The organism is Curtobacterium sp. GC_Cur_3 (genome assembly GCF_026544205.1).
GTDB lineage: Bacteria > Actinomycetota > Actinomycetes > Actinomycetales > Microbacteriaceae > Curtobacterium.
In genome coordinates, this window is record NZ_JALNUI010000037.1 from 1 (window position 1) to 26,208 (window position 26,208).

General features: G+C 64.2%; 27 protein-coding genes. 12 read left to right on the forward strand and 15 right to left on the reverse strand.

What is annotated here, in order from left to right; all coding sequences use genetic code 11:
* Positions 1-50 precede the first annotated feature (50 nt).
* The 5 genes from OXR63_RS15930 to OXR63_RS15950 all read right to left on the reverse strand — a co-directional run bounded on the left by OXR63_RS15930 (position 51) and on the right by OXR63_RS15950 (position 2,478).
* Complete coding sequence (locus OXR63_RS15930) at positions 51-512, reverse strand: hypothetical protein (protein WP_267424836.1); 462 nt, start codon at positions 510-512, stop codon at positions 51-53.
* A 72-nt stretch (positions 513-584) separates the two neighbouring features.
* Positions 585-977: a hypothetical protein gene (locus OXR63_RS15935; protein WP_267424839.1), complete on the reverse strand. Its 393-nt coding sequence runs from the start codon at positions 975-977 to the stop codon at positions 585-587.
* Positions 978-1,020: 43 nt separating this feature from the next.
* The gene (locus tag OXR63_RS15940) at positions 1,021-1,449 is read right to left on the reverse strand and encodes a hypothetical protein (RefSeq protein WP_267424842.1); all 429 of its coding nucleotides are present in this window, start codon (positions 1,447-1,449) and stop codon (positions 1,021-1,023) included.
* A gap of 110 nt (positions 1,450-1,559) precedes the next feature.
* Positions 1,560-2,048, reverse strand: a complete 489-nt coding sequence (locus OXR63_RS15945; RefSeq protein ID WP_267424844.1) for a hypothetical protein — start codon at positions 2,046-2,048, stop codon at positions 1,560-1,562.
* A gap of 1 nt (position 2,049) precedes the next feature.
* Positions 2,050-2,478, reverse strand: a complete 429-nt coding sequence (locus OXR63_RS15950) for a hypothetical protein (RefSeq protein WP_267424846.1) — start codon at positions 2,476-2,478, stop codon at positions 2,050-2,052.
* Between the two features lie 492 nt (positions 2,479-2,970).
* Here OXR63_RS15950 and OXR63_RS15955 point away from each other — a divergent pair, with 492 nt between their 5' ends.
* The 5 genes from OXR63_RS15955 (at position 2,971) to OXR63_RS15975 (ending at position 6,578) form a co-directional block, all read left to right on the forward strand.
* Positions 2,971-3,249, forward strand: a complete 279-nt coding sequence (locus tag OXR63_RS15955; protein ID WP_267424848.1) for a hypothetical protein — start codon at positions 2,971-2,973, stop codon at positions 3,247-3,249.
* A gap of 464 nt (positions 3,250-3,713) precedes the next feature.
* Entirely contained in the window at positions 3,714-5,003 is a 1,290-nt protein-coding gene (locus OXR63_RS18485) for an alpha/beta hydrolase (protein ID WP_267424850.1), read from the forward strand.
* A 101-nt stretch (positions 5,004-5,104) separates the two neighbouring features.
* Positions 5,105-5,497 (forward strand): hypothetical protein, encoded by a 393-nt coding sequence (locus OXR63_RS15965; protein WP_267424852.1) that lies wholly within the window; start codon positions 5,105-5,107, stop codon positions 5,495-5,497.
* A gap of 69 nt (positions 5,498-5,566) precedes the next feature.
* A complete protein-coding gene (locus OXR63_RS15970) occupies positions 5,567-5,998 on the forward strand; it encodes a hypothetical protein (protein ID WP_267424855.1) in 432 nt (143 codons plus the stop codon).
* A gap of 103 nt (positions 5,999-6,101) precedes the next feature.
* Positions 6,102-6,578, forward strand: coding sequence for a hypothetical protein (locus tag OXR63_RS15975; protein WP_267424858.1), 477 nt, complete (start codon positions 6,102-6,104; stop codon positions 6,576-6,578).
* A gap of 45 nt (positions 6,579-6,623) precedes the next feature.
* On the opposite strand, the gene OXR63_RS15980 is transcribed toward OXR63_RS15975, so the two are convergent.
* The 5 genes from OXR63_RS15980 to OXR63_RS18575 all read right to left on the reverse strand — a co-directional run bounded on the left by OXR63_RS15980 (position 6,624) and on the right by OXR63_RS18575 (position 11,761).
* A complete protein-coding gene (locus OXR63_RS15980; RefSeq protein WP_267424859.1) occupies positions 6,624-7,106 on the reverse strand; it encodes a very short patch repair endonuclease in 483 nt (160 codons plus the stop codon).
* Between the two features lie 90 nt (positions 7,107-7,196).
* Entirely contained in the window at positions 7,197-9,275 is a 2,079-nt protein-coding gene (locus tag OXR63_RS15985; RefSeq protein WP_267424860.1) for a nuclease-related domain-containing DEAD/DEAH box helicase, read from the reverse strand.
* A gap of 101 nt (positions 9,276-9,376) precedes the next feature.
* The gene (locus OXR63_RS15990; RefSeq protein WP_267424861.1) at positions 9,377-9,877 is read right to left on the reverse strand and encodes a DUF7255 family protein; all 501 of its coding nucleotides are present in this window, start codon (positions 9,875-9,877) and stop codon (positions 9,377-9,379) included.
* 124 nt (positions 9,878-10,001) lie between these two features.
* Entirely contained in the window at positions 10,002-11,294 is a 1,293-nt protein-coding gene (locus OXR63_RS15995; RefSeq protein WP_267424863.1) for a hypothetical protein, read from the reverse strand.
* A 74-nt stretch (positions 11,295-11,368) separates the two neighbouring features.
* A complete protein-coding gene (locus OXR63_RS18575) occupies positions 11,369-11,761 on the reverse strand; it encodes a DUF2510 domain-containing protein (RefSeq protein WP_374116149.1) in 393 nt (130 codons plus the stop codon).
* A 194-nt stretch (positions 11,762-11,955) separates the two neighbouring features.
* Here OXR63_RS18575 and OXR63_RS16000 point away from each other — a divergent pair, with 194 nt between their 5' ends.
* On the forward strand, positions 11,956-14,094 hold the full coding sequence (locus OXR63_RS16000) for an AAA family ATPase (protein WP_267424865.1): 2,139 nt from the start codon (positions 11,956-11,958) through the stop codon (positions 14,092-14,094).
* Between the two features lie 115 nt (positions 14,095-14,209).
* On the forward strand, positions 14,210-15,268 hold the full coding sequence (locus tag OXR63_RS16005) for an McrC family protein (RefSeq protein ID WP_267424868.1): 1,059 nt from the start codon (positions 14,210-14,212) through the stop codon (positions 15,266-15,268).
* Positions 15,269-15,706: 438 nt separating this feature from the next.
* On the opposite strand, the gene OXR63_RS16010 is transcribed toward OXR63_RS16005, so the two are convergent.
* Together OXR63_RS16010 and OXR63_RS16015 are read right to left on the reverse strand one after the other, a co-directional pair.
* Complete coding sequence (locus OXR63_RS16010) at positions 15,707-16,501, reverse strand: GIY-YIG nuclease family protein (RefSeq protein ID WP_267424871.1); 795 nt, start codon at positions 16,499-16,501, stop codon at positions 15,707-15,709.
* On the reverse strand, positions 16,494-17,663 hold the full coding sequence (locus tag OXR63_RS16015) for a DNA cytosine methyltransferase (protein ID WP_267424874.1): 1,170 nt from the start codon (positions 17,661-17,663) through the stop codon (positions 16,494-16,496). Before OXR63_RS16015 ends, OXR63_RS16010 begins: the two co-directional genes overlap by 8 nt.
* Before the next feature lie 276 nt (positions 17,664-17,939).
* Between OXR63_RS16015 and OXR63_RS16020 the strand changes: the two genes are divergently transcribed.
* The 3 genes from OXR63_RS16020 to OXR63_RS16030 all read left to right on the forward strand — a co-directional run bounded on the left by OXR63_RS16020 (position 17,940) and on the right by OXR63_RS16030 (position 21,278).
* The gene (locus OXR63_RS16020) at positions 17,940-18,578 is read left to right on the forward strand and encodes a hypothetical protein (RefSeq protein WP_267424875.1); all 639 of its coding nucleotides are present in this window, start codon (positions 17,940-17,942) and stop codon (positions 18,576-18,578) included.
* Positions 18,579-18,703: 125 nt separating this feature from the next.
* A complete protein-coding gene (locus OXR63_RS16025; RefSeq protein ID WP_267424876.1) occupies positions 18,704-19,711 on the forward strand; it encodes a sensor histidine kinase in 1,008 nt (335 codons plus the stop codon).
* 757 nt (positions 19,712-20,468) lie between these two features.
* Positions 20,469-21,278 carry a hypothetical protein gene (locus OXR63_RS16030; protein ID WP_267424877.1) on the forward strand — a complete coding sequence of 270 codons (810 nt, stop codon included), beginning with the start codon at positions 20,469-20,471 and terminating at the stop codon, positions 21,276-21,278.
* A gap of 117 nt (positions 21,279-21,395) precedes the next feature.
* Here OXR63_RS16030 and OXR63_RS18490 read toward each other — a convergent pair whose 3' ends face one another.
* Both OXR63_RS18490 and OXR63_RS16040 read right to left on the reverse strand, forming a co-directional pair.
* Positions 21,396-23,159, reverse strand: a complete 1,764-nt coding sequence (locus tag OXR63_RS18490; RefSeq protein WP_267424879.1) for an AIPR family protein — start codon at positions 23,157-23,159, stop codon at positions 21,396-21,398.
* A 955-nt stretch (positions 23,160-24,114) separates the two neighbouring features.
* Positions 24,115-24,276 (reverse strand): hypothetical protein, encoded by a 162-nt coding sequence (locus tag OXR63_RS16040; protein WP_267424882.1) that lies wholly within the window; start codon positions 24,274-24,276, stop codon positions 24,115-24,117.
* A 697-nt stretch (positions 24,277-24,973) separates the two neighbouring features.
* On the opposite strand from OXR63_RS16040, the gene OXR63_RS16045 reads away from it, so the two are divergent.
* Together OXR63_RS16045 and OXR63_RS16050 are read left to right on the forward strand one after the other, a co-directional pair.
* Complete coding sequence (locus OXR63_RS16045; RefSeq protein WP_267424884.1) at positions 24,974-25,453, forward strand: hypothetical protein; 480 nt, start codon at positions 24,974-24,976, stop codon at positions 25,451-25,453.
* Between the two features lie 223 nt (positions 25,454-25,676).
* The gene (locus tag OXR63_RS16050) at positions 25,677-25,898 is read left to right on the forward strand and encodes a DUF1653 domain-containing protein (RefSeq protein ID WP_267424886.1); all 222 of its coding nucleotides are present in this window, start codon (positions 25,677-25,679) and stop codon (positions 25,896-25,898) included.
* Between the two features lie 45 nt (positions 25,899-25,943).
* Here OXR63_RS16050 and OXR63_RS16055 read toward each other — a convergent pair.
* Positions 25,944-26,208, reverse strand: a 265-nt coding sequence (locus OXR63_RS16055) for a hypothetical protein (protein WP_267424888.1), incomplete at its 5' end; no start/stop codon positions are given.

A 26,208-nucleotide genomic window follows, 5' to 3' on the forward strand; every position in this document is an offset into this window, starting at 1 on the left:
CTGAGGTCGCCCGGAACGTCGCAGCAGTGTCAGAACGAACCTGCGCGCGGCTAGTACGAGCCGTGGGGGATGAAGTCGGCAGGGAGGGGAAAGCACTTCGAGAACGAGTCGACGTCGATGGACTTCCCGTCCACCCACACCGTCGCCAGGAGCGTGGTGCCGTTGTCGTCGACAAGTCTGATCCGGGGTACGCCGTCTGCTGTGGTGCTGCGGGCGACACTGAATCCATGCTCTGCAGCATCGCTCGACAGATCACGGAGGACTGAGGGCCCCGAGGTCGGATCCGTCAGCGTGATCCTCGTGTTCCCTGACCATTGTCGGCCACCAGAGCAGGCGAGCACCGTCCCTTCGGGTATCTGCTTGACCTCGCCCCGTGCGGCTGTCCGGATCAGGCGCGCGACCGCGCTCTCGGCCGCTTGTGCCTGAGCTTTGAAGAGCAGGATGCGCTCCTCTGGATCAGACGGGAGGTGAGTGTTCGTTGCGCATCCCGTCAGTCCGATGACCAGGGCCATGCCCACCAGAAGACCACTCCGTTTCACTGGCTGCTCATCTCTCTGTCTCCGTGTGTGTCCTTCATGGGCCGGTCAGTACGACGGGTGTGGCGAGAAGCCGGTCGGCAGTGAGAAGCACATCGAGAACGAGTCGATGTTGACGACTGTGCCGTGATTCCAGACCCCGAAGAGCAGCGAGACACCCGCATCGTTCGTCAGGCTCAAGCGAGGCGTTCCCGCCCGGGAGACGTCTCGTTCGACCGTGAGACCTGCGCGAGCCGCCTTCCGGGCGACGGTGTCGACGAGCCGATCCGCGTCGTACCGACGCACCAGCTGCATGGTCGTGTTGCCTGACCACTGCTTGCCGGACGAGCAAGGCAGCAGGTTGCCGGTGGGGATCTGGTGGCGGCGCTCCACCTGTGCTGCCAAGGCAATGAGGAAAGTGAGCGCGTTGAGCGTGACCGAGGTCCGTCTCGCAGATTTCATGCTGGCAACCCTCCTGTCAATAGGCCGTATGCGAGACATGTCATCAGTAGGAGCGTTCAGGGCGGAAGTCCTCGGGGAGCGGGAAACACTCGGAGAACGAATTGACCTCGATCGATGTCCCATCCACCCACAGCGACGCGTACACCGTCGTTCCATGTTCATCAATGAGCCGCAGGCGGGCCGCTCCATCGGGTGTGGTGCTGCGCGTGACCGTGAAGCCGTGGTCAGAGGCCACCTTGCCGAGTTGCTCCACCACCTGCTCGCCGTTCACCGGGTTCTTCAACTGAATTGTGGTGTTGCCAGACCACTGTCTGCCGCCGGAGCACGACAGGAGCGTTCCCTTCTCTGCTTGTCGAATATCGGCGCGGACATCGCGGGGGACGAGTTCAGCCGTCTGCATCTCGGCTGCCTGCGCTTGTGACTTGACGAGGAGAATCCGGTCCTGAGGGTTCATTGGCAGGTCACTCTTCATTGCACATCCACTGAGTCCGATGACCAATGTCAGCCCGAGCAACACACGTGCGGACTTCATCGTGCACCCCTCCTGAGCGAACCAGGGCCATCGCGAGCATCGGACACAGTTCAGTACGACCGTGCAGGTACGAAGTCGGATGGCAGAGCGAAACAGTCCGAGAACGAGGCGATGTTGATCGACGCTCCGCCATCCGGTCTGATCAGGAGGGACACGCCCGAGTTCGATCGAAGGGTGAGTCGGCTCTTGCCCCGACCAGTCGTGTCTCGCGAGGCACTCCATTCTGTGTCGGAGATGGAGTCCTCGACGCCGTCGATGACCGCAGCTGCGTTCGCGCCCCGCCGAAGCGTCACCGTCGCGTGCCCGGCCCACTCCTTGCCGTCCCGGCAAGAGACCAACGATCCGGTCGGACTCTGATCCAGCCCCTGAACCAGGTTGTCGGGTGCCAGATCAACCACCTGCACGACACCGTCCTGCGTTGCGCTCTTCGCCTTCGTGATCGTCTCTGAGGGCGTCTCCAGCTGGGGCTGGTCGGAACGCGCACACCCGTTGAGGAGCAGCGCGACATTTGCCGCAATGCCGATCACGATCCAACGCACTTCAGAACGTCCGGGGCTTGTCGAAGTCCGACGGCAGGTCGAAGCACGGCGACGCGCAGTTCACTTCGATCGCTCGGCCCTCGTCCCACACCGTTACGAGCAGCAGGACGCCCTGTCCCGTCGTGATCGAGTAGCGCTTGTCTCCGTTCAACACGGTGTCTTCACTGACGTCGTCGCCGCGCTTCTCTGCTGCGACGGCGAGTTGCTTCTGCGCTGTGGCGCCGTCCACCCCGTCGCTCAACATCGCTCTGGTGTTCCCGCTCCACTGATGTCCGTCGGAGCAGCGCAGGAACGTTCCTTTCGAGAGCTGCTTGATGTTCTTGACGTCCGATTTCGGGAGCAGCCAGACGGCCGCGAGTTCCGCCCGTTGAGTCAGAGCCTTTGCTCGGCTGATCTCGACTTGAGCATCCTTTGGGGCGCCGTCATTCATTGCGCACCCGCTGAGCAGGACCAAGGTCGCCGCGACCGCGAATGTGCCACCGATCCTGACTGCTCGCCGCACGAATCACCACATCCCCTGGCCGCATCCTGACGGCGTCTGGTCGCCAGCCCCTCCGCCGACCGTCCGTCACGCTAGCAGGGGAGAGAAAAACATCACTCATGCCATCACAACGAAGGAGGACGCGTAGTTCGGTTGGTACCCGCGAGCATGCCGCATGGAGCCCGTCGAGCCCTAGAAGCCCCGTCCATGCAGCAGCTCGGCACTGGGAGGACCAGGGGTACCGGACCGACGAACTTCGGTCGTGAGCTCACGACGGCCGTTCGCTGGCTCGCTTGCTTCGAGTGGGACGGACATCCGACGCGTCCGCTCGGAGGATGGCGTATGGACTTTCCGCCGTGCTCCGGTCGAGGAAGCTGTCCGATCGAGGTACGTCTGATATGTTGCCGTCGGGGAGTTGTTCCGGCGAAGAGGGGGATAAGCATGGCCGCACTCACGGTGTCGTACGACGTGCTCGACCAGGTGTCTGAGCGGATGCACTCGGCGGCCGGATCATTCGTGCGCGGATCGGTCGACGGTCCAACTGGCGCGTTCGGTGCTGCCGAAGTCGACCAGGCGTTCGCGATGATGCGAGCGATGCAGCAGCAGATGGCCCAGTGGCTCAGCGACAGCGCGATGACGCTCTCGACCTATGCCCATGACACCAAGTCGTCGTTCCAAGACGTTGACCAGGACCTCGCCGGGAAGGCTGCCGGCAGATGACCGCGGATCCCCTGTCCGGTGACCCCGGAACGATCAAGCGAATGGCGAAGCAGCTCACCGAGCGCTCACGATCCATCGCGGCCGGCGCGAGCGCGACGACCCGAGCCTCCGCCCTTGCCGACGGATGGCAAGGTGCGTCCAGGCAACGCTTCACCGCGACGGCATCGACACTCCCCGATGCCGCGAACCGAGTCTGCAGTCGGGTCGACGCCGCAGCGACCGCGCTCGAGACCTACGCCGAACAGGTCCGGCAGATCCAGGACGAAGCCCAGCGCATCCGGAGCGCTCAGGACAACGCGGCGGCCGACGTCGCGAGGAACGCGAACTCCACTGCCCGAGCAGCGCACGCCGCGCACGCCGATGACGCGTCCGATGCTGATCGGGCTGCCCTGCGTCGTCTCCAGAGCTCGAGCGATGACCTTGCTCGGTCGCAGGCGCGGCTCGCGACGCAGTGGACGGAGCTCGTGGCGCGTCGCCAGGCTGCCGACCGTGCGGCCGCGTCCGCACTCTCCGGTTCGGACGTCGTCGGGAACACCATCTCCTTCGCCGCATCGATGCCGTCGATGTCCGACGCTGACTTCCTCGCGGCCCTCACCACGATGCCGCCGGAGCAACTCGCCGCGCTGCAGAAGCAGATCGAGACTCGACTCGCATCGATGGAGCCAGACGTCGTGAAGCAGTGGTGGGACAGCATGGGCGGCCGTGGGAGTGCGGGCGAGCACTCCGCTGCGCAGGACGGGTTGATCACCGCCCTGCCCGCAGTGATCGGCAACCTCAACGGCGTCGCGTACTGGGCGCGGGACCAGGCGAACCGGATCAGCGCGCAGAAGGCCTTCGATGCTGCGAAGGCTGATCTGAAGCGTGCGAAGGAGTCGGTCGCGAGTGCAGTGGGTCGGACCGCCTACTCCCGGGCCCTGGCGCAGCTCCGTGCCGCGGAGCAGCAGCACGGTGCGATCAAGAACTTCCTGGCAGGAGTTCGAACTCCGCTGGCCGTTGGTGTCATCGCAACCCGGCAGGCGGTCTCGTTCCACGAAGGCCCTCCCGCGTTGGGCGCGATGTCACTCGGCGACCTCGACCGCGCCGACAATGTGACGTACCTCGTGCCGGGCATGGGGACGACCCTTGCCGACACCACTCTGCTTGTTCGCGCCAGTTCGAACGTGGTCGCTGCCCAGCGTCAGCTGCCTGATGGCGGGAACACTGCCCTGGTGTCGTGGATCGGGTACGAACCCCCACCCAACATCCTGAAGACGGCCGACCCGAGTGTCTTCCTCGAACACGATGCGGATGTGGGTGCGCCGAGACTTGCTCATGATCTCGAGGGTTTCCGTGCGAGCCGTCCGGACACGAAGCTCAACGTCATCGCGCACTCGTATGGTTCGACCGTGGCTTCCCTGACGCTGAACCAGCGAGAAGACTTGGGAGTGAACAGCTTGGTCACACTGGGTTCAGCCGGTATTCCGACTCGGGTACCAGACGCCGCTGCGACACATGCCGCACATGTCTACGCTGCTCAAGCCGAGGAACGATGGAACGTCGCTGAGATCGGGAGAAAGATGAGTTCCCCCAGGAGGGCGGACCCGACGCAGGGATTCGGAGCGACGAACATCGACGCCGGTTCTGTTGACGGCTCGAGCCCCGTCAACGTGCACGACCTTCTCGTCAACTCGTCCGGTGACGCCGACGGCGACCACGGGTACCTGGATGCTGGCACGAACAGTCTCCTGCAGACGGCGAAGGCCACTCTGAGATGAGGTACGGAGCTATGAGCACCTTTCGGACGGCGGCCGTCGGTGGCATCGTCATCCTCGCGCTGTCAACTGCGGGTTGCTCCACGACGGGAAACGAGAAGAGCATGACGGTCAAGCAGGTCCAGGCGCAGGCAGTCGCAGAATTGCAGGCCGTCGTAGCGCTCGCTCCCGAGACCTGGGGCCAGGATCTGCCCAGACCGGTTCCGAACGACTGCACTGTCGGGGCGGAGCGCGGCGTGCAGTTCACGTACTTCATGGAAGCGGACTCCCCTTCTGACCCAGAGGGACTCGTCCACGCGGCGAGTGACCGTTGGGAACAGCAGGGATATCGACTCACCAAGACTCGGACGAACATCGATGCCGACCATGGCGACATCTTCGCCGTCGTCGCGAAGGCGACGGGGAAACCGAGCGCTTCGATGAGCGCGACCACGATCAGAGCGAACGTCTACGTCAACTCCGTCTGCGTGAAGGGCGATCCGGATGAGTACCGGTGATCGTCTTTTCTTGCACCGACCACAGTGAGACAACACAAGCTCATCGCGTCAGCGGCGATCTTCTCCGCAGTGATGCTCCTCCTCAGCGGTTGCGCCGCTACCGGAGATTCGAACGTGCACGCCGACGACGCCAAAGCAGCAGCCGTTGCGTTCTTGAAGGACACCATGCAGCACGAACAGGACGTCGCATGGCCCCCGGTGCCCACACCCGTGGCTACGCGATGTTCCGATGGAGATGACGGGGTGCGTTTTGAGTACTTCGTCTCGGTGGACACCGATGTGGGCCCGCAGGCGATCGCTTCGACACTCCAGTCGTACTGGACGAGCCGTGATCTTCGGGTGAAGCCTTCCCAGGAAGACTTCGGCAAGTACGGTGTCATGTACTCAGCCACGGCTCGTGCGGATCGGATGCCCTGGGGCTCGTACGAGATCTCCAGCACTGGCATCAACTTGTACGTTGATTCTCAGTGCGCCGACGGGGATGTCAGCGACTACGAGTGAGCAGCGCACGGCGTGAGGGCAGTCATCCTCCTCACGATGCTGATCCGCTTCTCGGGGTCAATCGGGTGTTTGGCTCTGCCAGCGCCCCGAAAGGGACGATGCGGTGAGCAGCAACCGAATCAAGACCTGCCGACTGGTAGCTCTCACCTTGATCGTCGGTCTCGGGGCAAGTGCATGCGCAGGAGGGCAGGGAGCCGTGTCAACGCCACGCGATGCGCAGACGGCAGCGGTGCAGCTGCTGAACCGCACCGAGAATCAAGTCGACCTGCCGTGGCCAGCGACACCGTCCCCAAGCGCAGAACAGTGCGAAGGCGGCGTTCGGTTCGGGTACTACGTGACCGCGAGGATCCGGACGGACGCGAAGCAACTCGCCACGACGTTCCAGCGGTTCTGGACGGCCGAGGGGCTGACTGTCTCTCCCTCGACGACGGACTTCGGCGAGAAGCGCGGCACCCTGTACTCGGCAACCGCGGACGAGGCGGGGGCAGCCAGCGCCGCCTACCAGGTCAGCAACACGACGGTGGCCATCCGCGTCCTCTCTCCGTGTGCTGCAGGATCGCTCGACGACTACGAGGAGTGACGCGGCATCGGACACGACTGCGACGCGATGTTGAACAAGTCGGCGTCACGCCGGCGTCGTCGTGCGGTTCAGCGGACTGGTCGGCGTGCTTGAGGCTCGTCGACCATCGACGATCTGCGCCCAGAGCGCGAGTTCACACTCCACTCGGTCAGCGGCCTGAAACGGGTTCTCGTGCTCCCACACGCGAACGACCTTCCACCCCTCAGCGCGGAGCACCTCGTCGTGCCGAGCATCCCGCTGCCGGTTCGCCAGAAGCTTCGTCCGCCACAGTTCGGCGTTCGCCTTCGGCAGGTGCGCGTGCTCCTCGCAGAAGTGCCAGAAGCAGCCGTCGACGAACACCGCTATGCGCACCCGAGGGAAGACGAGGTCAGCCCGCGTCCGAGTGCGTGAGCTGACGCGCCGGTCGACGAAGAAGCGCCGACCTCGTGCGTACAGGACCCGGCGCAGCGCGAGCTCCGGTGCAGTGTCGCGCCTCCGGAACCGAGTCATGTGCTTCCGCCTGGCGTCGTCCGCTTCCCACTGCTGCATCCCGTGACGCTAGCCTGACGCGTGCTCGTGCAGGATGGGCTGCCGACGACCGGTGGAGAGTCAGCGCCTCGCCGAGGTGCGCACACACGCTCACCCGCGCCCGAGCGCACCCACCCACAAGCCGTCACGCGCCCGGGTCATCCCGACGTACAACTCGCGGCGGTCGAGCTCGCGGCGCTCTCGGGCGGCCACGGACTCGGTGTCCGGAGCATCGGCGAGCAGCTTCGCCGGCACGTGCGGCAGCAGGACCTGCTTGAACTCGAGACCCTTCGCCCGCTTGATCGTCCCGACCCGCACCATGTCGGTGCTCTTGCCCGCGTAGTTCTTCAGCGAGACCGACGGCACTCCGGCTGCATCGAGGACTGCCGTGACCTTGTCGGCCTGCGGGTTCGTCGCCGTGAGGATGCCGATGTCACCATGGCCGGTCCCGACCAGGCGGAGGACCTCGTCGACGCGGGCCAGCAGCGCCGCATCGTGGCCCGCGCGGTCCGCGAAGCGGTGGACGCCTGGCTCCGGTCCGGATCGGGTGACCGCGGAGACCGTGTCCCCGGCGCCGTCGACACCCTCGATGTCGACGAACTGGTCGTCCGCCACCATCTGCTTGGCGAAGTCGAGGATCTCGGCGGTGTTGCGGTGGTTCACGTCGAGGACGACTCCGCGTCCCGCCAGGCTGATGCCGACCTCGCCGAGGGTGTAGCCGCCCGGGTAGATCGTCTGCTGGCCATCGCCGATGAGCGTCAGGCCGTCCGGGCGGTCGCCGACCAGGGCATGGAGCAGCGAGACCATCGCGCACGACAGGTCCTGCGCCTCGTCCACGATGACGGCGTCGTACCGGTCGAGCGGTCGGTCGCGGACGGCGTCCCTGGCGAGCAGGACCACGTCCTCGAAGTCGCAGACGCGACGCTCGCGCAGATTGGTCGAGTAGGTCTCGTACAGGTCCCACACCGCCTGCCGGACCTCGACCGGCAGCGCGTGCCGCCGCCCGACGCGCGCCAGGTCGGCGTACTCGTCGAACTGCGTCAGCCCGCGCCCCTTGATGACGTGGGCGATCTCCTCCTCCCAGTACCGGCGCGTGAAGCGCGGAGCGCGCAGCGGACTGGAGGCTCCGATCACGTTCCAGGCGTCGGCGAACGCGCGCTGAGCCTCCAGCGCGTCGATGCGGAACGCGACCCCGCGCTCCTTCAGGAGCTGGCTGGCGAAGGCGTGCACGTTGACGAAGTCGACGCGGTCGACCATGTCGGGCGCGAGGCGTTCGAGCAGTGAATGCAGGACCGCCGGGAGGGTGCGGATGTAGGTGGTGAAGAGGACGCGACCGCCGGTCGCGCGCGCCAGGTAGGCGGCGCGGTGCAGGCCGACGACGGTCTTGCCGGTGCCGGCGGCGCCGCGGATGCGCGCCGGGCCGTTGAAGTTGCGGCGGACGAGTTTCGCCTGGGTGGGGTCGAGGAAGGCCATCCAGTCCTCGATGGGGGCGTCGAGGACGGCGTCGAGGAGGTGGTCCTGGAGTTCCTCCAGGTCGATCAGTGGCTCGGTGTCGCGGGGGAGGACCGTGGCCGGAACGACGAGCTGTGCGGCTTGCTGGTCGCCGTCGATGACGGGGAAGTGGGCGAGGACTGCGGTGAGGAGTGCGTCGACGCGGACGGCTGAGAGCCGCTTGCCTCGCTTGGTGATGTGCGCGATGAGGTCGTGGACGCCCACGACGTCGACCGAGGCGACCTCGGCATGCACCTTCTTCTGGCCCGCGAGGGCGACGACGGCGTGGACCTCGCCAGGCGGGAGGCCGATCTCGGCCAGTGCGGCCTCGGTCTTCCACGCCAGGTCAGCGAGGTTGGCGATGTCGTCCGTGACGTCCTCCTGGCCGCGGGTGATGCGGCCATCGTGGACTGCGACGTCGCGCCAGGCCTTGGTGTCGATGATGAACACGCCCGCGGTGCCGACGACGACCATGTCGACCTGGGCCGTCTTGCTGCCGGGCCAGCGGCGGTCGGCGAGGAGGTGGAAGCCGATGCCGGCCAGGGGAGCGAGGACCTTCGCCGTCTCGCTCTCGGTGCGGTGGGCGATCTCGAAGCGTGCGGCCCGTTGTTCGGCGTCGTCCGCCTGGCGTCGAAGTTCGTGTGCTCGGCCACGTTGGCGGCGGGCTTCGACGCGTGCTGAGTCGCCGGCGATGGTCATGGTGGTGCCCCCTCGATCGGGCGCCTCCCTCGGGCGCGCGGTCGTGAACCATCCTCGCAAATTGGAGAGAGCGGCGGGAGTACCCGTTGTGGGGGCTCGGATCAGCTGTGGGTTCGGCTGCTGACCAGGGCCCGCAACCTGTCCGGGACGATCGGAACTCGACCTCGGAGGAAGTCCTCAAGGAGGACCCCGTCGATGTGATCATAGATCGAGAGTCGCGCCAGACGAACTGCCCCGGCTGCTGCAACGGCGTCCTTCATCGCGTCGTACAAGGCTCGCTGTTTCCACCTCGTCGCGCCGTTCCTCTCGAACACCCAAGGCGGGTCTGCCGGTCCGAACATCCGCTCGGCAGAGGTGCTCGTCCAACGTCTGCCGCCAGTGCCGCAACGTCTTTCGTGCGCTGCGGCGTAGCCGCGATACGCGTTGGCCCACGGCAGAGGTTCGGCGTCCGTTGTCTGCAGCGTGACCGCTCGGTAGCGGTTGAAATGCATGTCCTCGTCAAGTTCGACGATCACGTTCGAGTAGGCCAGATCCCAAGCTCCGGGACGGAACACCGGTTCATCGAGCACTCCACCGAGTTGCCGATAGAGATCGACAACCACAGTGCCAACACAGTCCGGAAGAGCCTCAAGGCGCGGGCGAGGTGGCTTTGTTGTCGTGCGCAGTCCGGCGTCTCGGAGGGCGCGATCGAGTACCGCGGCACGAGCTCCAGCTTTAGGCACCGTCTCAATCCGGCGAGGGCGCGGAGCGCTCCGGGAGCCGTCCGTCGTCGTCAGCTGTGCCCTGGCGGCGGAGGCGCCCGGCAATCCCCGCCAGCCCAGAAGACAATGCACCTGCGGCTGACGCTGCGTGCTCGATCGCGTCGCCACTCAAGCGCTTCGCAAGGTCGACCCCGTCCTCACCGAGCTCAAGGGCCTTGTCCCGAGCTCCGTCGGCAACGGCGTCGGCGGCGTCCCTCCACCGTGTTGCTTCCAGCGCCCGGCGCTCGCGTTCGATCCCGAGGCTGTCGTGGAAGACCTCCACGCCGTCCGCGACGTGGTTCGTTGACTGGACGAGTGCGCGAGATGCCTTCGGGTGCAGGACGATCTTCAGGTCGGCGATGCCCGCAGCGTCATCCATCCGTGCGACGAGACGCTCCGTGCTCCGCAAGATCGACTGTTTCCGCTCCTGCCTCGCGAGTCTGAGGGCTCTCCGGTGCCGGTCGAGCTGATCGGGAGCAGTTTCGAGGACTCGGTCGAGTTCGAGGACGGCGAGACCGTCTTGCAGCTGGAAGCACCGCGCCAGCACCGCGAGCCACTCCTGAACGGTCGCCTCCGCAACGCTCGAAGCTTCGGCGAGGTCCTTCACCTTCGTCGTCCGCTCGAGCTTCTCGGCCAGTGCATCGAGTTGGCGGAGCGCGTAGGCCTGCGTACGAGCAATCGTGAATTCCGTGCCTTGCACTTTCGACCAGGTGATCTCACCCACGGATCCAATGCTGTCGCGCATCCGGAGAGCGTCGGCGATCACGAGGTCCACGCCGATCATGTCCGCGAGGGACGCGTCCTTCTGGGCCCGGAGGACGTCGTCGAGCTTCGCGTTGATGGTTGCGAGGTAGTCGGTGATCTCGTCCATGGCCTGCTGCATTGCCAGCTGCGCCATGATCCCAGCCGCTCCGGTCAGGATCGCGGGGTTCGTGAGCAAGGACCTCGACGCTTTGGTGATCTCGAGCAGACCCTTGATCTTGCCGCCGTCGGTCAGCACCGCCCGACTCACACCCGCAGACGAGCCCTTCATGAGCGACGAGTGCTGCATCGCCTTCGCAGAGTCCTTGGTGAGTTTCACCCAACGGCCTGCGTTGGCCGCGATTTCCGCTCCAGCGCCGGCCGCGCCCGAACCGATGCTGTACGCCTGGCTGAGCTTCGGGAGGTCGAAGCCCCGGGACTCCAGACCGTTCGACACCAGGAAGCGATCGACAGCCGAAGCCTCGCCGATGATGGCGACACCGTCCCCGTCGTTGATGAAGTCGATCTCGTCTGCCAAGGTGCGCTCCTGGTGCTCGGTATGAACGTCGGGCTGGTCGTGTCCCACTCCTGGTCCAGGAGTTGGCGCTGCTGTCAGAGCAACTGGCCCGGCGTCGGCGTCGGCGTTGGGGGAACCGGGGGAGCTGACTGCTGCACGTGTTCCGTCCACTGCGCACCGTCCCACCAGCGGTTCGCTCCCTGTGCATCGGCGTACCAACCGGGAGGTGGCCCTTGCGGTGCGATTGAAGGGACCGCCGGCTGCTGGACCGTGACGGTCGGCTGCGGAGTCGTCGCCTGCGCACCGAGGTGGAGCGACATCTTGTGCCCGCACCCTCGACAGGTCTTCGTGAAGCCCATGGCCAGCTCAGAAGCGCCAAGGCTCATCACAGCGAGGCCAGCACGTCCGCTGTTCCGACCGAGGTTCGCTGCTGCACTGTTCGTGCACTTCTTGCAGTCCCGGCATCCGGTCTCGACGCGTTTCGACATCAGACCCCCTCTCGTTCCTCGGGAAGCGTACGAGGACCGCTCACCTGCGACCAGTGCCCCTCTAGAGGTGTTGCGGGATGGCGCACGTCTTTGCGGCCAAGGACACTCGCCCCCTGACGTTCGAGGAACTCCGATCGCCCTAGTATCTGGAACGTGAGGACCCCTCCCGAAGGTCCGCGGATCAGGAGCACTTCGTGACAGACCAACGACGGCAGGACGAACGACTCCTGGCGGGTCTCCATTTCCTCGCAGATCAGTCAGAACCGGCCCTCCGAAAGGACGTTTGGGAAGCAGCGTCCGCGCAGGTACCAATGAGCGACGCGGAGTCGACCTTCGTGCCCTCCCGACCTGAACCGCGGGGCCGCAACGCCTTCTGGTTCGGGACCTCGACGCTTGGCCGCGCGGGACTGCTGCAGAAATCAGGCGACGGTCTCTGGTCGATCACTGACTTGGGACGACAGGTCCTTGCGGAGAGCCCCGATCCGACCGAGTTCCGAAAGAAGTCCACTCGCTCAGCGCGTGAGATCACGAAGGTGCTGATGGCTGATCGTGCGGATCGTCTCGGCGTCGCGATCCTGCCTCCGGATTCCGGCGCGGAGCGGGTCCGAGAAGCATCTCAACGCTTCCGAGAGCGTGGCCTCCGCGAGCTGACATCGGTCTTCGCCGAGCATCGCTCGGTCTGGCGTTCAGACGTCACCGCGGAGCTGATCCGGTGCTTCGTCGAGCGTGAGGAAGTCGAGGGTGACAGCTTCCTCGACAAGCTCCGGGAGCAGTTCGTGGAGGCGAGTGATGACGCACGGCTCCTCATGGCAGAACTCGTCGCCTGGCAACTCCTCCCGCTGCAGACTCCGGGCGAGCGGAAGAAGCGCGAACGTGTGCAAGCGCTGTTGGGCCTGATGCGTGAGCCAGTCGTGATCCCGGCCGAAGTGGACCAGGCCTTCCGATCGTGGTCGTTCAATCCGGGCCAAGGCATGGCCCAGGGGATCCACAACGCGCTCTCAATCGTGGTGCGGCTCGTGGACCAGTGGGTCTCCCTGTCGGATGACGAGCGCGAAGCGCTCCTCGACAACCCGTGGGCATGGCGTGACTTCGTCGCTGCCGTACCAGGGACGCCGTTCCCGACACTTCGCAACGAGCTGCTGTACCTCGTGCACCCGGATTCGTTTGGCGAGGTGGTCTCAGCTGTCGATCGCGAGCGCATCCGTTCGGTGTTCCGCGGCGAGATCGCGGGCGACGCCGATGTCAGGGAGGTTGCTGACGACCCCGATCGGGAGTTCCTCGAAATCACGCTCGCACTGCAGACGAAGGAGAACGGCCCGGCGGTCTACTACCGCGAGCCGATGAAGTCGAGGTGGGCAGGAGACTCCGGACTTCCGCCCGAGCCGGACGACAAGGTCCAGGTGACGCCATCGATCGAGCCTCCGCCGAAGGACGGGCGGGCACCCTTCACCCCTGCGGACAGCGAGCTCGCCGCGGCCCTCCACATTCCGCTCCCGTGGCTTCAAGACACCCTCGACCTCATCGAACGCCGCAAGCAGGTCATCCTCTACGGCCCGCCCGGCACCGGCAAGACCTTCCTCGCGCAGGCCCTCTCGAAGCACGTCACCGGAGGCACCGACGGCGATACGACCATCGTGCAGTTCCACCCGACGTACTCGTACGAGGACTTCTTCGAGGGCTTCCGCCCTGTCGCCAACGACGACAGCGGAAACCTCGCGTTCAGCCTGCGGAAGGGGCCACTCCGCCGCCTCGCCGACTCGGCAGTCGCCAACCCGGAGGCGAACTACTTCCTGGTCATCGACGAGATCAATCGCGGCAACATCGCGAAGGTCTTCGGCGAGCTGTACTTCTTGCTCGAGTACCGCGACAGCGAGATCTCCCTGCTCTACAGCGACGAGCCGTTCACCCTGCCGAGCAACATCTTCGTCATCGGCACGATGAACACCGCCGATCGCTCGATCGCGATGCTCGACGCCGCGATGCGGCGCCGCTTCGCCTTCATCGAGCTGCACCCGGAACGCGACCCCGTGCGGAACGTGTTGGCGGGCTGGGCGGCGACCAAGGGCCTCCAGGACGGCCGCGCCGACCTGCTGACGCGACTCAATGCGCAAATCCAGGACCACGACGCCAAGGTGGGCCCGTCCTTCCTGATGCGCGACCTCGGCGGGACCGGTCTGCAGGACGTGTGGCGATACGAGATCCTGCCGCTCCTGGCGGAGCACCACTACGGCGAGGGCGTCGACCTGGAGGCTCGGTACGGCCTGGCAGCGCTTCGTCGCCACGCGGCGCCGCTCGTTGCGGACGGGGCCGAAGGTGCTTCCGTCGACGATTGAGCTGCGGGAGGCGGACCAGCCGGTGGTGCACCGGCTACCGCGGGCGGTGGCCGTCGGTCTGACATCAGCGAACATCGCGACCGTTGCACCCACGCTCGGAGCGGACGAGTATCGCGTGAGCGGTGTCCGGAAGGTCGGCGTCGTCCGTATCGCCGGACACACGGTGTGGCTGAAGCCGAAGACGCCGGTACGGCGGCTGTTCGCGATGCTCGGGTACGCGCGAGCCGGGAGTGCGATCTGGACCGAGGACGACTTCGGGTTCGAGGAAGACGAGGACCTCGTGCCGGCGTTGGCGCACGCGTTCGTGCGGCAGGCTTCGCGGGCGCTGGCCGGAGGGCCGCTCCGCGGGTACGTCACACGCGAGGATGCGCTGCCGCTCGTGCGTGGGCGGTGGCGGATCGGGGACCAGCTGACGCGGCGGGGTGGGCAGCCGCTGCCGGTGGAGGTGTCGTTCGACGACTACGTCGAGGACATCGCGGAGAACCAGGTGCTGCTGACTGCGGCGACGCGCTTGTTGCGGTTGCCGGGAGTGCCGGCGGAGGTACTTGGGGCGCTCCGGCGGATCGTTCGCGTGCTCGACGGGGTGTCGGTGATCCCGGTCGGCGCGCCGGTACCGGTCGTCCGGCCGGACCGACGGAACGCGCGGTACTCGTCGGCGCTGGCGTTGGCGGCGCTCGTGCTTTCGGGATCGTCGGTCGAGCAGCGTGCGGGGTCGGTCGTGGCCTCGGGGTTCCTCGTCGACATGTGGTCGGTGTTCGAGGACTTCGTGTCGGCTGCACTGCGCGAGGCGTTCAAGCCGTACGGGGGAGTGCTCGTGTCGCAGTACCAGTCGACGCTCGATGTCGAGGGGACGGTGAAGATCGCGCCGGACCTGGTCTGGATCGTCGACGGGGTTGTGCGAGCGTGCATCGACGTGAAGTACAAGGTCGAGAAGCACGGGCAGTACCCGAACGCTGATCTGTACCAAATAGCGGCGTACTGCCGACGGTTCGGGCTGAACGAGGGGTGTCTCGTCTACGCAGCGGGTGAGTACGACGGCGGGGTGGTCGACGTGATGGACGGACCGATTATCCGGCGTGCAGCGCTGGAGTTGAACGGTGAGAGCACCGACCTGCGCGACTCCCTCACTTGCATCCCACGAGACGCAGTGCTTCATCGGCGGCCCCACGCCTGAACGGAGGCCGCTTCGCGAGCACATCAGTGACTGATTCGACACGCCCGAGGCAAGACATCGAGGTGAAAAATGGCCTCGCTGGGCGTCGGAAGAAGTGAGGGTCATGCCGATGGGTTCAAATCCCACCGGTACCGCCACAGAAAACCCCCGTTCACGCGGGGGTTTTCTTCTTTTCGTGAGTGGCAGTGGTGCAGATTTGGTGCGCTTCCTTGGTGCACCGCTTCAAACCGCCTCTCTCGCGACCGCCTTCTCCCCGGCGAGTCAGCCCGTTGGGGTTCCTCCCAGGCTGCTGCCCAGATCCACTCGCCTATCGCACGAGCGGACGTGGCGCGCGGAGGTGGCTGCCCGTCGACACAGCGCCGAGTATCAGAGCGCGGTGAGCGTGTTTTCGCGGTTGCCGTGCGCGTCGCTTGCAGCAGCTATCTAGCGCGGGGTTCGCTAAGCGTCGGCGCTGTCGTCCTGGGGGTCGTCGTCGCCGAACTCGCCCATGACACTGCCGACGAGCCCTTGCACGTCAATTGCTGCGGCTGACGGACGAGAACGGCCTTCCGCGTATGCAAGACGGGCGGCTGCGAGGTCAGCGAGCCGGACGGCTTGGATGACGATCACCCGGCGGAGGCCGGACGAGACCTCGCCACGCTCGTGGGCGACCGCGGCGACTCGCGCCAGCGTCTCCGCGCGGCGAGCGATACGCACGTCGGGATGTTCCCGGTCGTCGCGCATGTCGTCTGGGACAAGGGGGAACCGGTATGAGCGCGGCAGCTCAATTCTCGGTGATACTGGTGGGATTTTTTCGTTCAGGATAGCCCGGTACTTCGATCCCTCGATCGCGGTGAGGTACACCGAGTATTCGAGCGCGTCGATCGCTGCGGTCTTCTCCGCTTTCGGCAGAGGCCGGGCTTCCTCGGCAGGGAACAGCTCCATCTCCGCGACCTCGAATGGGTCGAGGATGCGGTAGGCGAGGGTGTCAGTGCGTTGACCGCGAAGGTGCCGGCCCACCCGGGTGCCGAAGTCCTCCCACGTCTGCCCGACGTAGATCGGTTCACCGTCGTAGTCGTAGAACGCGTACACGCCGATGCAGTTGTTGAGCTTCTTGCCGCTGGCCTCGTCGACGTTAGCCAGTGCGTCGGAGAGCAGTTGCCGGAACCGCTGCACGAACCTCGTTGGCATCGACCGCTTCGACGGCGGCTCACCTTCAGCGTCGTTGTACGACGCGATACCACGACTACCCATGGTGAGCCTTCCCCGGCGTGAGGTCCTGCGCGGCGAGCTCCCCACGGACGAGCGGCATCAGATAGTTCTCCGCAAGCCAAGAAACAGCGGGCACTGCAACGGCGTCGCCGAATGCGAACAGCGCCTGATTCGTGCGAGCACCGGAGAGGTTGTAGTCGCCGGCACCCATGAGTCGCGCGTATTCGAGCGGCGTCATCCAGCGGACCTGCAGGCGCTTGTTGCCGAGCTTCACCACGGCCTGCTTTGACGATCCACCACGAGCCGTGCGAAGGCAACCGGAGATGTCATCGGGCCGCACCTCCCACACCGCAACACCGTTGCGGGTGCGCCGGTACGCCGTCCGGTACTTCACGCCCTGTCCGCGCCGCATGTCGGCGATCCGTTCGCGCTGAACTGGGGAAAGCGATGCTGCGAACGCTTCCGTGCGCGCCGCGTCCCACCAGCGCACGTCATCGGACGGCATCGATTCGACGAGCTCGCCGAACCCGGACAGCAGCGGTGCCGGCGGGGTGGGCAGCTCTGCTCGGTGTGTGCGAAGGGTCGGGTCACCATAGACGGCCTGCAACCAGTCCGGGCGAAGCTCACTGTTCGGCTCGACGGTGTCCGCTGGAGGGTTCATGGCGCCTACGAGGAACAGGCGCGGCCGCGACTGGGGAATGAATCGTCTGGCGTCGAGCGCGAGGACGTCGACCGAGTAGCCAAGCTCGTTGAACGCGCGAACAGCGGCGGCGAGGTCATCACCGCCGTGCGACGTTGCCAGCCCGACCACGTTCTCCAGCACGGCCACCTCGGGACGGTCGTCGCCGAGCTCGTCTAGGAGGCGGATGTACTGCCAGAACGCGTTGGATTCGCCGGCGCGAAGACCACCGCGTGAGCCAGCGAGGGACAGGTCTGTGCAGGGCGACGAGCCCCAGGCGAGCTTTGCGTCCTTTGGAAGTTGACCCGCGTCGACGGCGGCGACGTCGCCGAGGGCGAAGCTGTGCCCGCCGTCTGCCGGGTCGTTGAAGTGACCGCGGTACAGCTCCCACTTGTCCGGCTCGTAGTCGTTCGCCCACGCGACACGGAAGCCAGCGCTCTCCAAGCCCATCCGAGCGAGCCCGATACCCGCGAAGAACTCGAGAACCTTCGGGCGGGCGGATGTGATGTCGACGACGGTAGGCACACTAGAAGCCTAATCGGGAGCACCGTCGTTCGACCTCACCTGCGCAGCGCCGGCGCCCTCACCGATGCCGTCGCGCACCGTCGAGCTGGAGTCCCCCGTGTCCGGCGAGCGACCGGCCATCACGACGTTCGTCGACGACGGCCTGTGGTCCGGGGCCGGGAGAGGTGCGACTGTCTGGCCGATTGGTATGTGCAGCCGAAGGGCGGCGCAGGCATGGACACGCCTCCTCTCTGCGGAACGCTCGCTTTTGTGTCGTACAGCCGATATTGTGCGTGAATGTGGTTTTCGCATCCAACACTTGAGCCGCCTTCGATAGAAGCGGTAAGAAAATCGGCGCGCATCCTAGTCATCGACGATCATGCCTTCCCCGCTCAGAGAACCTTCACTCGCGATGGCTATCACTTTGAGAGATGGCCAGAGGTCAAGAATCTTTCACAATTGACCGACGGCCATTGGCAGGTCATTCTGCTTGATGTCCAGGGGGTTGGGCTCAACGAGAGCCCGGATAAGCAAGGGATAGGCATCCTCGAACATATCAAGAAAACGAACCCCGCGCAGGCTGTCGTAATCTACTCTGCGCAAAAACAGGCAATCACGGCAAGCGAGCAGCTGATTCTGGCAGATGCGATTCTCGAAAAGGGAATTTCTTACGTTGACTACAAGGCCGTTGTGGACCGCCTGCTACTAAGTAGCGCAACGCCGGGCTATTTCATCGCCGCCATGAATCGCGAACTTGGTGAAAACGCCACCCTCGCGCCGAAGGCGGTTTCGAAGGCACTTCAGGCGTTCCGGGCTGAGCATACAACGAATTTGCGCGGATATTTTGACAAAGCTTTGCCAAGCCAAGCGCAGGTTGATACGCTCGTGAAGATAGTTGCCGTCGGAATCCAAGCGATTGCGTTGTTTGCCAAATGAGCAATATATGGAACCTATTCCCGTTTCCGACCTTGTCGGAAGGGCAGTTTACCGATGGGGCACTCCTGCCTGTGCATTCGCAATGTGCCGAATGCCCCACACGAGCGTGCGCACAGACCGACCCCATGCGAGAAGAGATAAGGCGCTGCCGCTACGGGATCAGTTTTGCTTTTGTTGATGACTCGCGACTCGTCAATGGCATTATTGTAACGGACGATCTGTCGGTATCGTCGCGCGCGCGTAAGCATGCTCGCAAGGAACCTCAGCGACGAGTTGCAGCTAGCCAACTTCAGCACGCCATCGCGCGAGCTTCGTCGCTAGGAGCGGGCATTACAACAGAATTTAACGCCGTCAAGGAAGAGTTGTTGGATCGCCTCGAGCGCAGTCCGGAAATGCATGCCATCATTTCCGAGCAACTCCGGAAAGGCTTCGAGGAGAATTTACAACAAAGTCACGATTTTCTGCAATTGGTTCAGCTAGTTCGAGGGTATGCCGAGGATCTATTGCTCGAGAAACGACCCGGCATGTCCTTGCCCGACGCGGCTGACTCCCTCCCAGCCGAAGGCGCAATCTATTACTCTACGCAGCTCATGGAGTTGAAGATCGATAGCCTCAAGTTCATGAATGAAATCAATCGGGCAGTTGGACATGAAACTCGCTTCCAAATTCATCCGCTCGTCGTAAAATACGCTCGCATCTATAAGTGGCAGGCCGATCAGAAGGCGTTGCGGTTCCATGTTGAAGGAGCTTGCTATGCGTCCTGTGTCTACAATAACGAAGCAATCGGAACCGTAATCCAGGGCGTTCTTGACAACTTGATCAAATATTCTCCCGCCGGCTCAGAGGCGTGGATCCGCTTTGACGAGACGGAAAACGAAGTGCAATTGTCGTTCTCATCGTTAGGGCCGCGTATTGAAGCTTCTGAGACCCAAAAGATCTTCCTTCCGGGCTTCCGTGCGGATGCTGCAAGACGGGTTGAGATGACGGGGCAGGGAATTGGGCTAGCATCAGCACGCCAGATTTCCGACGTACTCGGGCTCCGCTTGGGAGTTCAACAAGCTGCGCAGGAAGACAAAAAATACCGGGACCGGTACCGCACGGAATTCAGTCTCTGGCTGACCAAAACCGATTAATCAAGGGCAGCATCTGGAGCTGGTTTGCAGCCCTGTCTAACGTGGTGCTGGGGGTTGATATAAGGGACTGCCATTCGTCCCGCGGGCAATGGTTGAGGTGCAGAGCGGGGCGCTGGCCGTTGCTGCGGGACTGAGCGTCAGCGCGCGGGTCCGCGCGCTTCGGGATGGTCCGGTCGATGCGGCCATGGGTGAAGCTTTCGTGCTCAACTGTCGTTTCTTGCTAGCTCGTGCGAGTTGCCGCGCGTGGGCGCTGCTGCTGCTGGCGGTCTGCCGGCCGTCACGGCCGTGGTTTCGTTTGCGACGTTTGGCGGCTAGTTCCGCTGCCGCGTGGGCGAGTCGTTGACGATCTCCTGCGGGTTGAGCGCCCACGTCGCACTGACCTCATCGCTGACGTTCGCGGCCGTCTCGACCGGGTCCGTCTCGTTCTACGTCGTCAGCAGGAGACGCGAGCGGCTACGAGGTGCGGACGGCGAGTGAGGTCGTCGTCTCGACGCACAGGGCCGGTGCTGCCAATTGAGACCTTCCCCCAGGGAGATTGCGCGGATGCGGTCGGGCTCGTCTGATGGCAGGCGGCCAGGCTTGGAGCGACAGCGGTCCGGACAGAGCGCTGGCTTCGGTGTCCGATAGCCGATCGCCTGCCGGTGGCAACGCGTCGACGGGGCCCAGTGGTGCAGACGAGGCCGCTATGGCTGCATGGGCCGCTGTGCCACCAGGTCGCAAAACCTCTCTCGTCAGCCGCTCCCCGTAGGCTCGCGGCATGAGCTTGATCACCTCCACGGCAATGAGCATGTGGTGGCGCGTGCCCAGCATGCCCACGCCCGAAGAATGGCAGGCACTGTCAGGATGGATAGGCCTACTCGTGGCGGCGGTGGCGGCGCTCATTGCGCTGATGCAGTTCGGACAAAGTATCGCAAACCAGCGGGAGCAGTCCCGGCCGATGATCGCCGTTGACCTCCATTTCCGGAGCAACATTATCACCGTCGAGGTGAAGAATGTCGGAGCAACAGCCGCGCGCGATATTCAGCTTGATTGGTCAGAGCTACCGGCGATTAGCGATGATCGGGTCCGAGGGGCCTTCATGCGCCGCCTTGTAGACAATCCGCTAATCTTTCTCGCTCCTGGTCGAGCCATTCGATTCGTCGTCGGATCCTTCCCCCGCTACCCGGAGGACGGCGCCAGGCATTTCGAAGTTGTGTCATCGTATCAGGGACCTGAAGCCAAAAGTCGGTGGTCGAGTGTTTCGGTCTTCGATCTCGATCAGTGGGCCGAGTCCCTTGTAGAGGTCGATTACGAAAACAAGAATTGGAACGAGCAGGCTAGACAGACGGCTGCAATGCGGCAGTCCGCCCGTTCGAGCCAAGATGCCGCTGACGCATTGGCAACGATCGCAGAATTCGTCGAGCAGCAACCCGGCATGATCCGGCTTCGCGCTCAGCAGGAACGCGACGAGGTCGAGCAGCGGCTCGCTCCGGACCAGCTCTCTGGCCTAGTCTTCCCTAATCGCGCTCCTCAAGGGTTGCCGAAGGAGCCGCAGGCCGAGGAGCTACACGGCGATGGTGAAGAGTAGCACCATGGCGCAAAACCGGGCCGGCGAATGACCACGGCGCATTCGCGCTTCCGCAGAACACCCTGAAGTCTCGTGCCTCTCAGGCGTTTCGCCGTCTTCGCGACTGGGGTAGACAATTCAAATCTGGCCGTTGTTTGTCAGAAGCCGATTGAAAAGCCTCGCTTTTAATTCCGTACCTTTGTAGATTTGATCTCTCGACACTTTCCCATCGTCAAGTTCTGCGACCGCTGCGTCCAACTCCGTGTGGATAAGGGAAAGCCGACTATTGACTGCTGTCAACTTAATCTGCTTTACGCTCTTCGCGGCGGAGAATGAGTTCAAGCTTTTCAACTTAAGCGCGGTGATGATGTATCCTGTTGCGAGATAAAAGCGCGTGTTTGTGGCCGTTTCACCATGCGCACGTCCGGCGGGAGTTTGTAGGTATAGCTCAACCGCTTCCATCACCCGGAGAGCCTTCAAGTACATCTCTTCCGGATATTCCTCGTTGAAGACGTTTTTGTATCCGACCTTCGTTCCAAGTTGGGTAGCGGGCCTGGCTCGCGCGGTGTCGGGTGCGAGAAGGTGAACCGCGATTACCGCCTGAGCCAGCTCGGTCATGCTACGCGTCTTCCCTGCTGGCGCTGTGCTGCCGCGGTACTGATAGCGCCGCCGCTCGTAGTACCAACCTTGGGTGCGCAGGTAGCGTTCAAGTCGTACTTGGAGCGGTTCGTTCGCATGCAATTGGAGACTATTGACGGTGGTCTGGTTATTGGTTCCGATGATGATTGACTCTCGGACCGCCGGATCTGGCTCCTTGACCACTCTGACCAAGAGTGCTTGCGTCAAACGCTTTCGGGTTATAGTCCCCCCAACTGATTTTGCATGGATCACGCTTGAGGTCTGCAAACCGTTCACAATGAGCGGGTTGGTGAGCACCCACTGGGACTCCTTCGGATCCTTTGCGTCATCGGCGATGATTGTGATTCCGTTATTAAGCCACCAGAATGTCGAGTTGTCGTCCGCCTCGAGCGTTGCACCGATTGCGGCGTTTACGCGTGCGCTCTCTCCCGCAAAAGCTCGTACGTTCACGGCAAACATCTCATCTCGGATGGCGGTAGAACGGGGGCGGCGCACGAACTTTGCATAGTCCCGAATTCGCACCAAGCCGATGAGTGCCTTCCCGTCGCGGACGGGAGGTTTCACGAAGGGGAGCGTGACGTCAAAGTCGCCGGTTTGGGCGTCAAGTTCATTGATGCGTTCCGCACCGACATACTCGACGATGACTTTGGCTCTTTGCGGTAGACGGTCTTGTAGCGCTTTCTGAAGGATCTTACGCTTCGAGTTGCGGTAGTCGTTGATATCCTGGCTCTTGCCGAAAGACACGTAATGGACGCGAAAGGTCATCGCAGGCGTCAAGGGGACCAGTTTCTTCAGCAACTTTCGATATGTGATTGCAGCGCTGACAACGTCGTCGTTTAAAGGGAAGTCGCGAAGTGTTTGTGTGGGTACTTTATCATTTATCATTAGTTCCAGTACATCGCGGAGCTTGGTGAAGACCTCGCTGTCCCAACTTGACTGGTTCTTCGATTGAACCACGATTACGTCTAGCGGCACTCCCTTCTGAAGGCCTTCAAGGCTGTCTTTTCGGTGTGTGAGGCGACGGGAGTTGCCATCCACTATCTCGGTCTTATTCAGCAGGATGAGGAAAGCATCGATACCGCCGTCATTCGAAGCCCCAAGGATGGCGCTCCGCAGGGCGTCCGCTCCGAGGCCTTCAGCCTTGGTGACGAGTGCTGTCGAATAGTGCTCGAAGGCCACATCACTGGGCAACTTCGGATAGTTCAATTGGTGGTAATGCGCGAAGGCGTGCTGGGCAATATCCTGGTCCGGGGTCGATGGCACGAGGTGAGTGTATCTCGTTGATTCTCACTCGGACTGGCGGACTGGGAGCATCCCGTCGAATGCGAGAGCCGAAGTTTCTCGATGGCCCCGGTACAGCGGAGCTGCCCCTCCAGCCGGCATCCTCTCGTGGTCGTCAAGTCAAGGCTCGCCGAGCGAGCGGCTGCTTACTTCAAGGCACGGCATGCTCAGCCCTCATCACCCCGCGCCGGTCGGCTTGGTCGGTAGCCGGTCCTTCGGTGTACGAGCCAGGTCGCATCGGCACGGCGCAAGGTGCCTGTCTCATATAGGTGGCCCGCAAGCATTCTCGGTGATCGGACGCCCTTCGGAGCCGAGGACATGCGATCGCGCGCCTCTGGGCGGCGTCGTCAAGGTGTGCCCGTGGTGCATTTTGATGCACCCCCACTTGTCTCAGGGTGTCTCAGCTTGGCTTGATCAGTCAGCGCAAGCCCCGGTTTACAGCGATCGAACCATCGGTATCATCCGTGCGGACGCTCGGCAATGGGTTCAAATCCCATCGGTACCGATCTGAATCGAGAGCGCCTGACATCCTGGCTCGCAGCCGTCAGCTCACTCTGTCAGAGGCGAGGAAACTCGGCCAAGTTGGGCGACCCGACCATCCGGAGGAAGCTCTCGAAGTACCAGAGCCACCTCGCCGCAGTACCTCCCGCCGATGGCAGCTGAACGGTGATCGAACCTGCGGGCCCCGGTTGCCCAGCGACCTCCGGCAACGGCAGCCCGGCGAACGCTCCCGCGAGTGCTCCAGCCGGTCATGGCTTCGGCAGCATCGCGCCCGACGAGTCGGACACGACCTCGACCCGCCGGCGTGTCGTGCAGTTTTCGACGTCAGTGATCTTCGTGGAACCGCCGACGGCGTCGAGGATCTGCTGGGCGAGTTGCTGGGCATCGGGCGTGGGTTGCTCCTCGGGGGAGAGGAAACGGATGAGGGCAGGGCGCGTCAGGAGATGACGGCGGGCAGGGAGCCGGAGGCGGCGGCGAGGCGCGCGCGGGCGTCGGCAACGGAGGCGCCGGTCAGGATCACGGCGATGGCGGTCTTCACCTCGCCGTCCGATGCGTCGAGCGCGGCCGGGACCTCAGCGCAGCCAGCGCCGGGCCGCACGCGGCGGAGACTGACAGGGCGGAGCGGCGCCGGGCCTCCAGAATGGTTGCGACCACGGAATGCGTCCTACTCGACGCACTGATCCCGACGGTCTTCTGCTCCCTCGCTGGCGGTGGTGAGTTTCGCCGGGCCGCCGGCGATGATACCGACTACCTGCGACGGGTCGGTCCCGAAGGTGGGGGCACTGGTTGGCGTCGAGGACGCCTAGCCGGCCTGGCGTGCCGGCGTCGGAGTAGGCAAGTCGTCTGCGCTTCGCGAGGCCTGCTGCGGTTGTGCACTCTCAGCTGTCATGAAGTGTCTGCAACGAAAGCGTGACGTGCCGTTGATACATCAGTACTGGCTATCTGGCAGCTTCGAGGCATGAAGAAGGACACGGGAATGAACAGCTTCTGGTTCCGCTCTCTCCTCAGCGCGACGGCCTTCATGGTCGCTGCAGGCGTACTGGCTCCGGGGCCGACCGATCGTGCGGAGGCTGCTCCCACGTCTGCGAGTCCAGCAGCGACCGCCGAGGCCTCACCGAAGCGTTGGTCTCACGTCTGGCAGCGCTGGGATGGTACGAATTACTCATCGCAGACAACTTGCCTCGCCCGTGGGCGAGCGGTGATGAGGAACTACCCGGACGTGAAGGACTTCACTTGTCGCAAGCCGTGTGGTCGGTGGTGGCTGTACACGTACCGGCAGCAGTGGGTGTGATCCCATGATGTTGATGCGTGCCGAGGTCTTCTTCGTGCGCCGGGCCGGTGTGGTCACGGCTGAGCCGACCGGTGGCGTCCGGCGGTGGATTCCGAGCGCGGATCCGCAGCGGTTCTGGGCCAGTGTCGGTGCCGATCTGGAGGCTGAGCCTGCGCACCACGGTCATCTGGTGGACATCGAGATGGCGGGTACACCTCCGGACCACGGAAGCATCGGGCGAGTGGTGCGGAACCTCGGTCGCGTCGCTGAGCAGGTCGCACGCGAGCGGAGGTACCCGTCGGACGCCGACGCGGTCTTCGGCTGCCTGGACCGGGTTCCGGAGTCGTGGCTCCCGTACGAGGTACGGGTCGGTGAGCGGCCGGGGCCGTGCTGGGACGCATTCGTCGGCACGCTGCTTCCGGTACCGCAGCAGGAGCTCCGCGACGTCCTGGGCCCGGACTGGGATCACCTCATCCGCATTGAGCCGTGGCTGACGCCACGCTGATCCATCATCGAGGTAGGCACGCGGGACCGGAGGCGACCACCCGTTTCGCGGGAGCGGCAGGAGGGGGTGCGCCGAGCCTCCAGACCGTGACTCAGGAGGGATGGCTGGGACGCGAGCACAGCCACAGCCGGGACGACGGCCATGCGCGGACGGTATGCCGAGTCGGTCCTGGTGCGGAGGAGGCGACCTCGTGTGACGGGTGCCCGGCCGTAGCATCGGGTGCGTGAGCAGTGAAGTGACCCCGGGACGCTACCGACACTTCAAGGGCGGCGAGTACGAGGTGCTGCTCGTGGCGCGGGACGTCGAGACCGAGGAGCCCGTCGTCGTCTACCAGGCGCTGTACGGGGAACGCGGGCACTGGGTGCGATCGCTCGAGGACTTCACGGCGCACGTCGTCCGGGACGGGTACGACGGCCCGAGGTTCGTGCCGTTGACTCGGCGCTGACGGCCATTAGCTCGCCTCGCTGCGTGACGCTTCGGGGGACGGCCGCTACCGATCGCTCGTCGCGGCCAGGTACCGGCGCGCGCCCCGGATCTGCCGGCCGAGCACAAGGCTGAAGACGATCGCCACCACCACGAGGGCAACGATGAGGACGCGGGGGACACCCGGGTTCCAGGTGTCATCGCGGATCACGTTCGGCAGCTGTGGCCCGGCGATGCCTGCGTACAGCAGCAGGAACTGTCCCGGGGAGACGGGCAACGCCACCGCGGCCCCGTGCGCCCAGTCGAACGCCCTGCGCGCCAGCTCGGAGTCC

What these genes read in the sequence shown, in the direction of transcription:
- OXR63_RS15930 (WP_267424836.1), bottom strand. Translation starts at nt 512, where the DNA reads ATGGCCCTGGTCATCGGACTGACGGGATGCGCAACGAACACTCACCTC.
- OXR63_RS15935 (WP_267424839.1), bottom strand. Translation starts at nt 977, where the DNA reads ATGAAATCTGCGAGACGGACCTCGGTCACGCTCAACGCGCTCACTTTC.
- OXR63_RS15940 (WP_267424842.1), bottom strand. Translation starts at nt 1,449, where the DNA reads ATGAAGAGTGACCTGCCAATGAACCCTCAGGACCGGATTCTCCTCGTC.
- OXR63_RS15950 (WP_267424846.1), bottom strand. Translation starts at nt 2,478, where the DNA reads ATGAATGACGGCGCCCCAAAGGATGCTCAAGTCGAGATCAGCCGAGCA.
- OXR63_RS15955 (WP_267424848.1), top strand. Translation starts at nt 2,971, where the DNA reads ATGGCCGCACTCACGGTGTCGTACGACGTGCTCGACCAGGTGTCTGAG.
- OXR63_RS15965 (WP_267424852.1), top strand. Translation starts at nt 5,105, where the DNA reads ATGACGGTCAAGCAGGTCCAGGCGCAGGCAGTCGCAGAATTGCAGGCC.
- OXR63_RS15980 (WP_267424859.1), bottom strand. Translation starts at nt 7,106, where the DNA reads ATGCAGCAGTGGGAAGCGGACGACGCCAGGCGGAAGCACATGACTCGG.
- OXR63_RS15985 (WP_267424860.1), bottom strand. Translation starts at nt 9,275, where the DNA reads ATGACCATCGCCGGCGACTCAGCACGCGTCGAAGCCCGCCGCCAACGT.
- OXR63_RS18575 (WP_374116149.1), bottom strand. Translation starts at nt 11,761, where the DNA reads ATGTCGAAACGCGTCGAGACCGGATGCCGGGACTGCAAGAAGTGCACG.
- OXR63_RS16010 (WP_267424871.1), bottom strand. Translation starts at nt 16,501, where the DNA reads ATGGGTAGTCGTGGTATCGCGTCGTACAACGACGCTGAAGGTGAGCCG.
- OXR63_RS16020 (WP_267424875.1), top strand. Translation starts at nt 17,940, where the DNA reads ATGTGGTTTTCGCATCCAACACTTGAGCCGCCTTCGATAGAAGCGGTA.
- OXR63_RS16025 (WP_267424876.1), top strand. Translation starts at nt 18,704, where the DNA reads ATGCGAGAAGAGATAAGGCGCTGCCGCTACGGGATCAGTTTTGCTTTT.
- OXR63_RS16030 (WP_267424877.1), top strand. Translation starts at nt 20,469, where the DNA reads ATGAGCTTGATCACCTCCACGGCAATGAGCATGTGGTGGCGCGTGCCC.
- OXR63_RS16045 (WP_267424884.1), top strand. Translation starts at nt 24,974, where the DNA reads ATGATGTTGATGCGTGCCGAGGTCTTCTTCGTGCGCCGGGCCGGTGTG.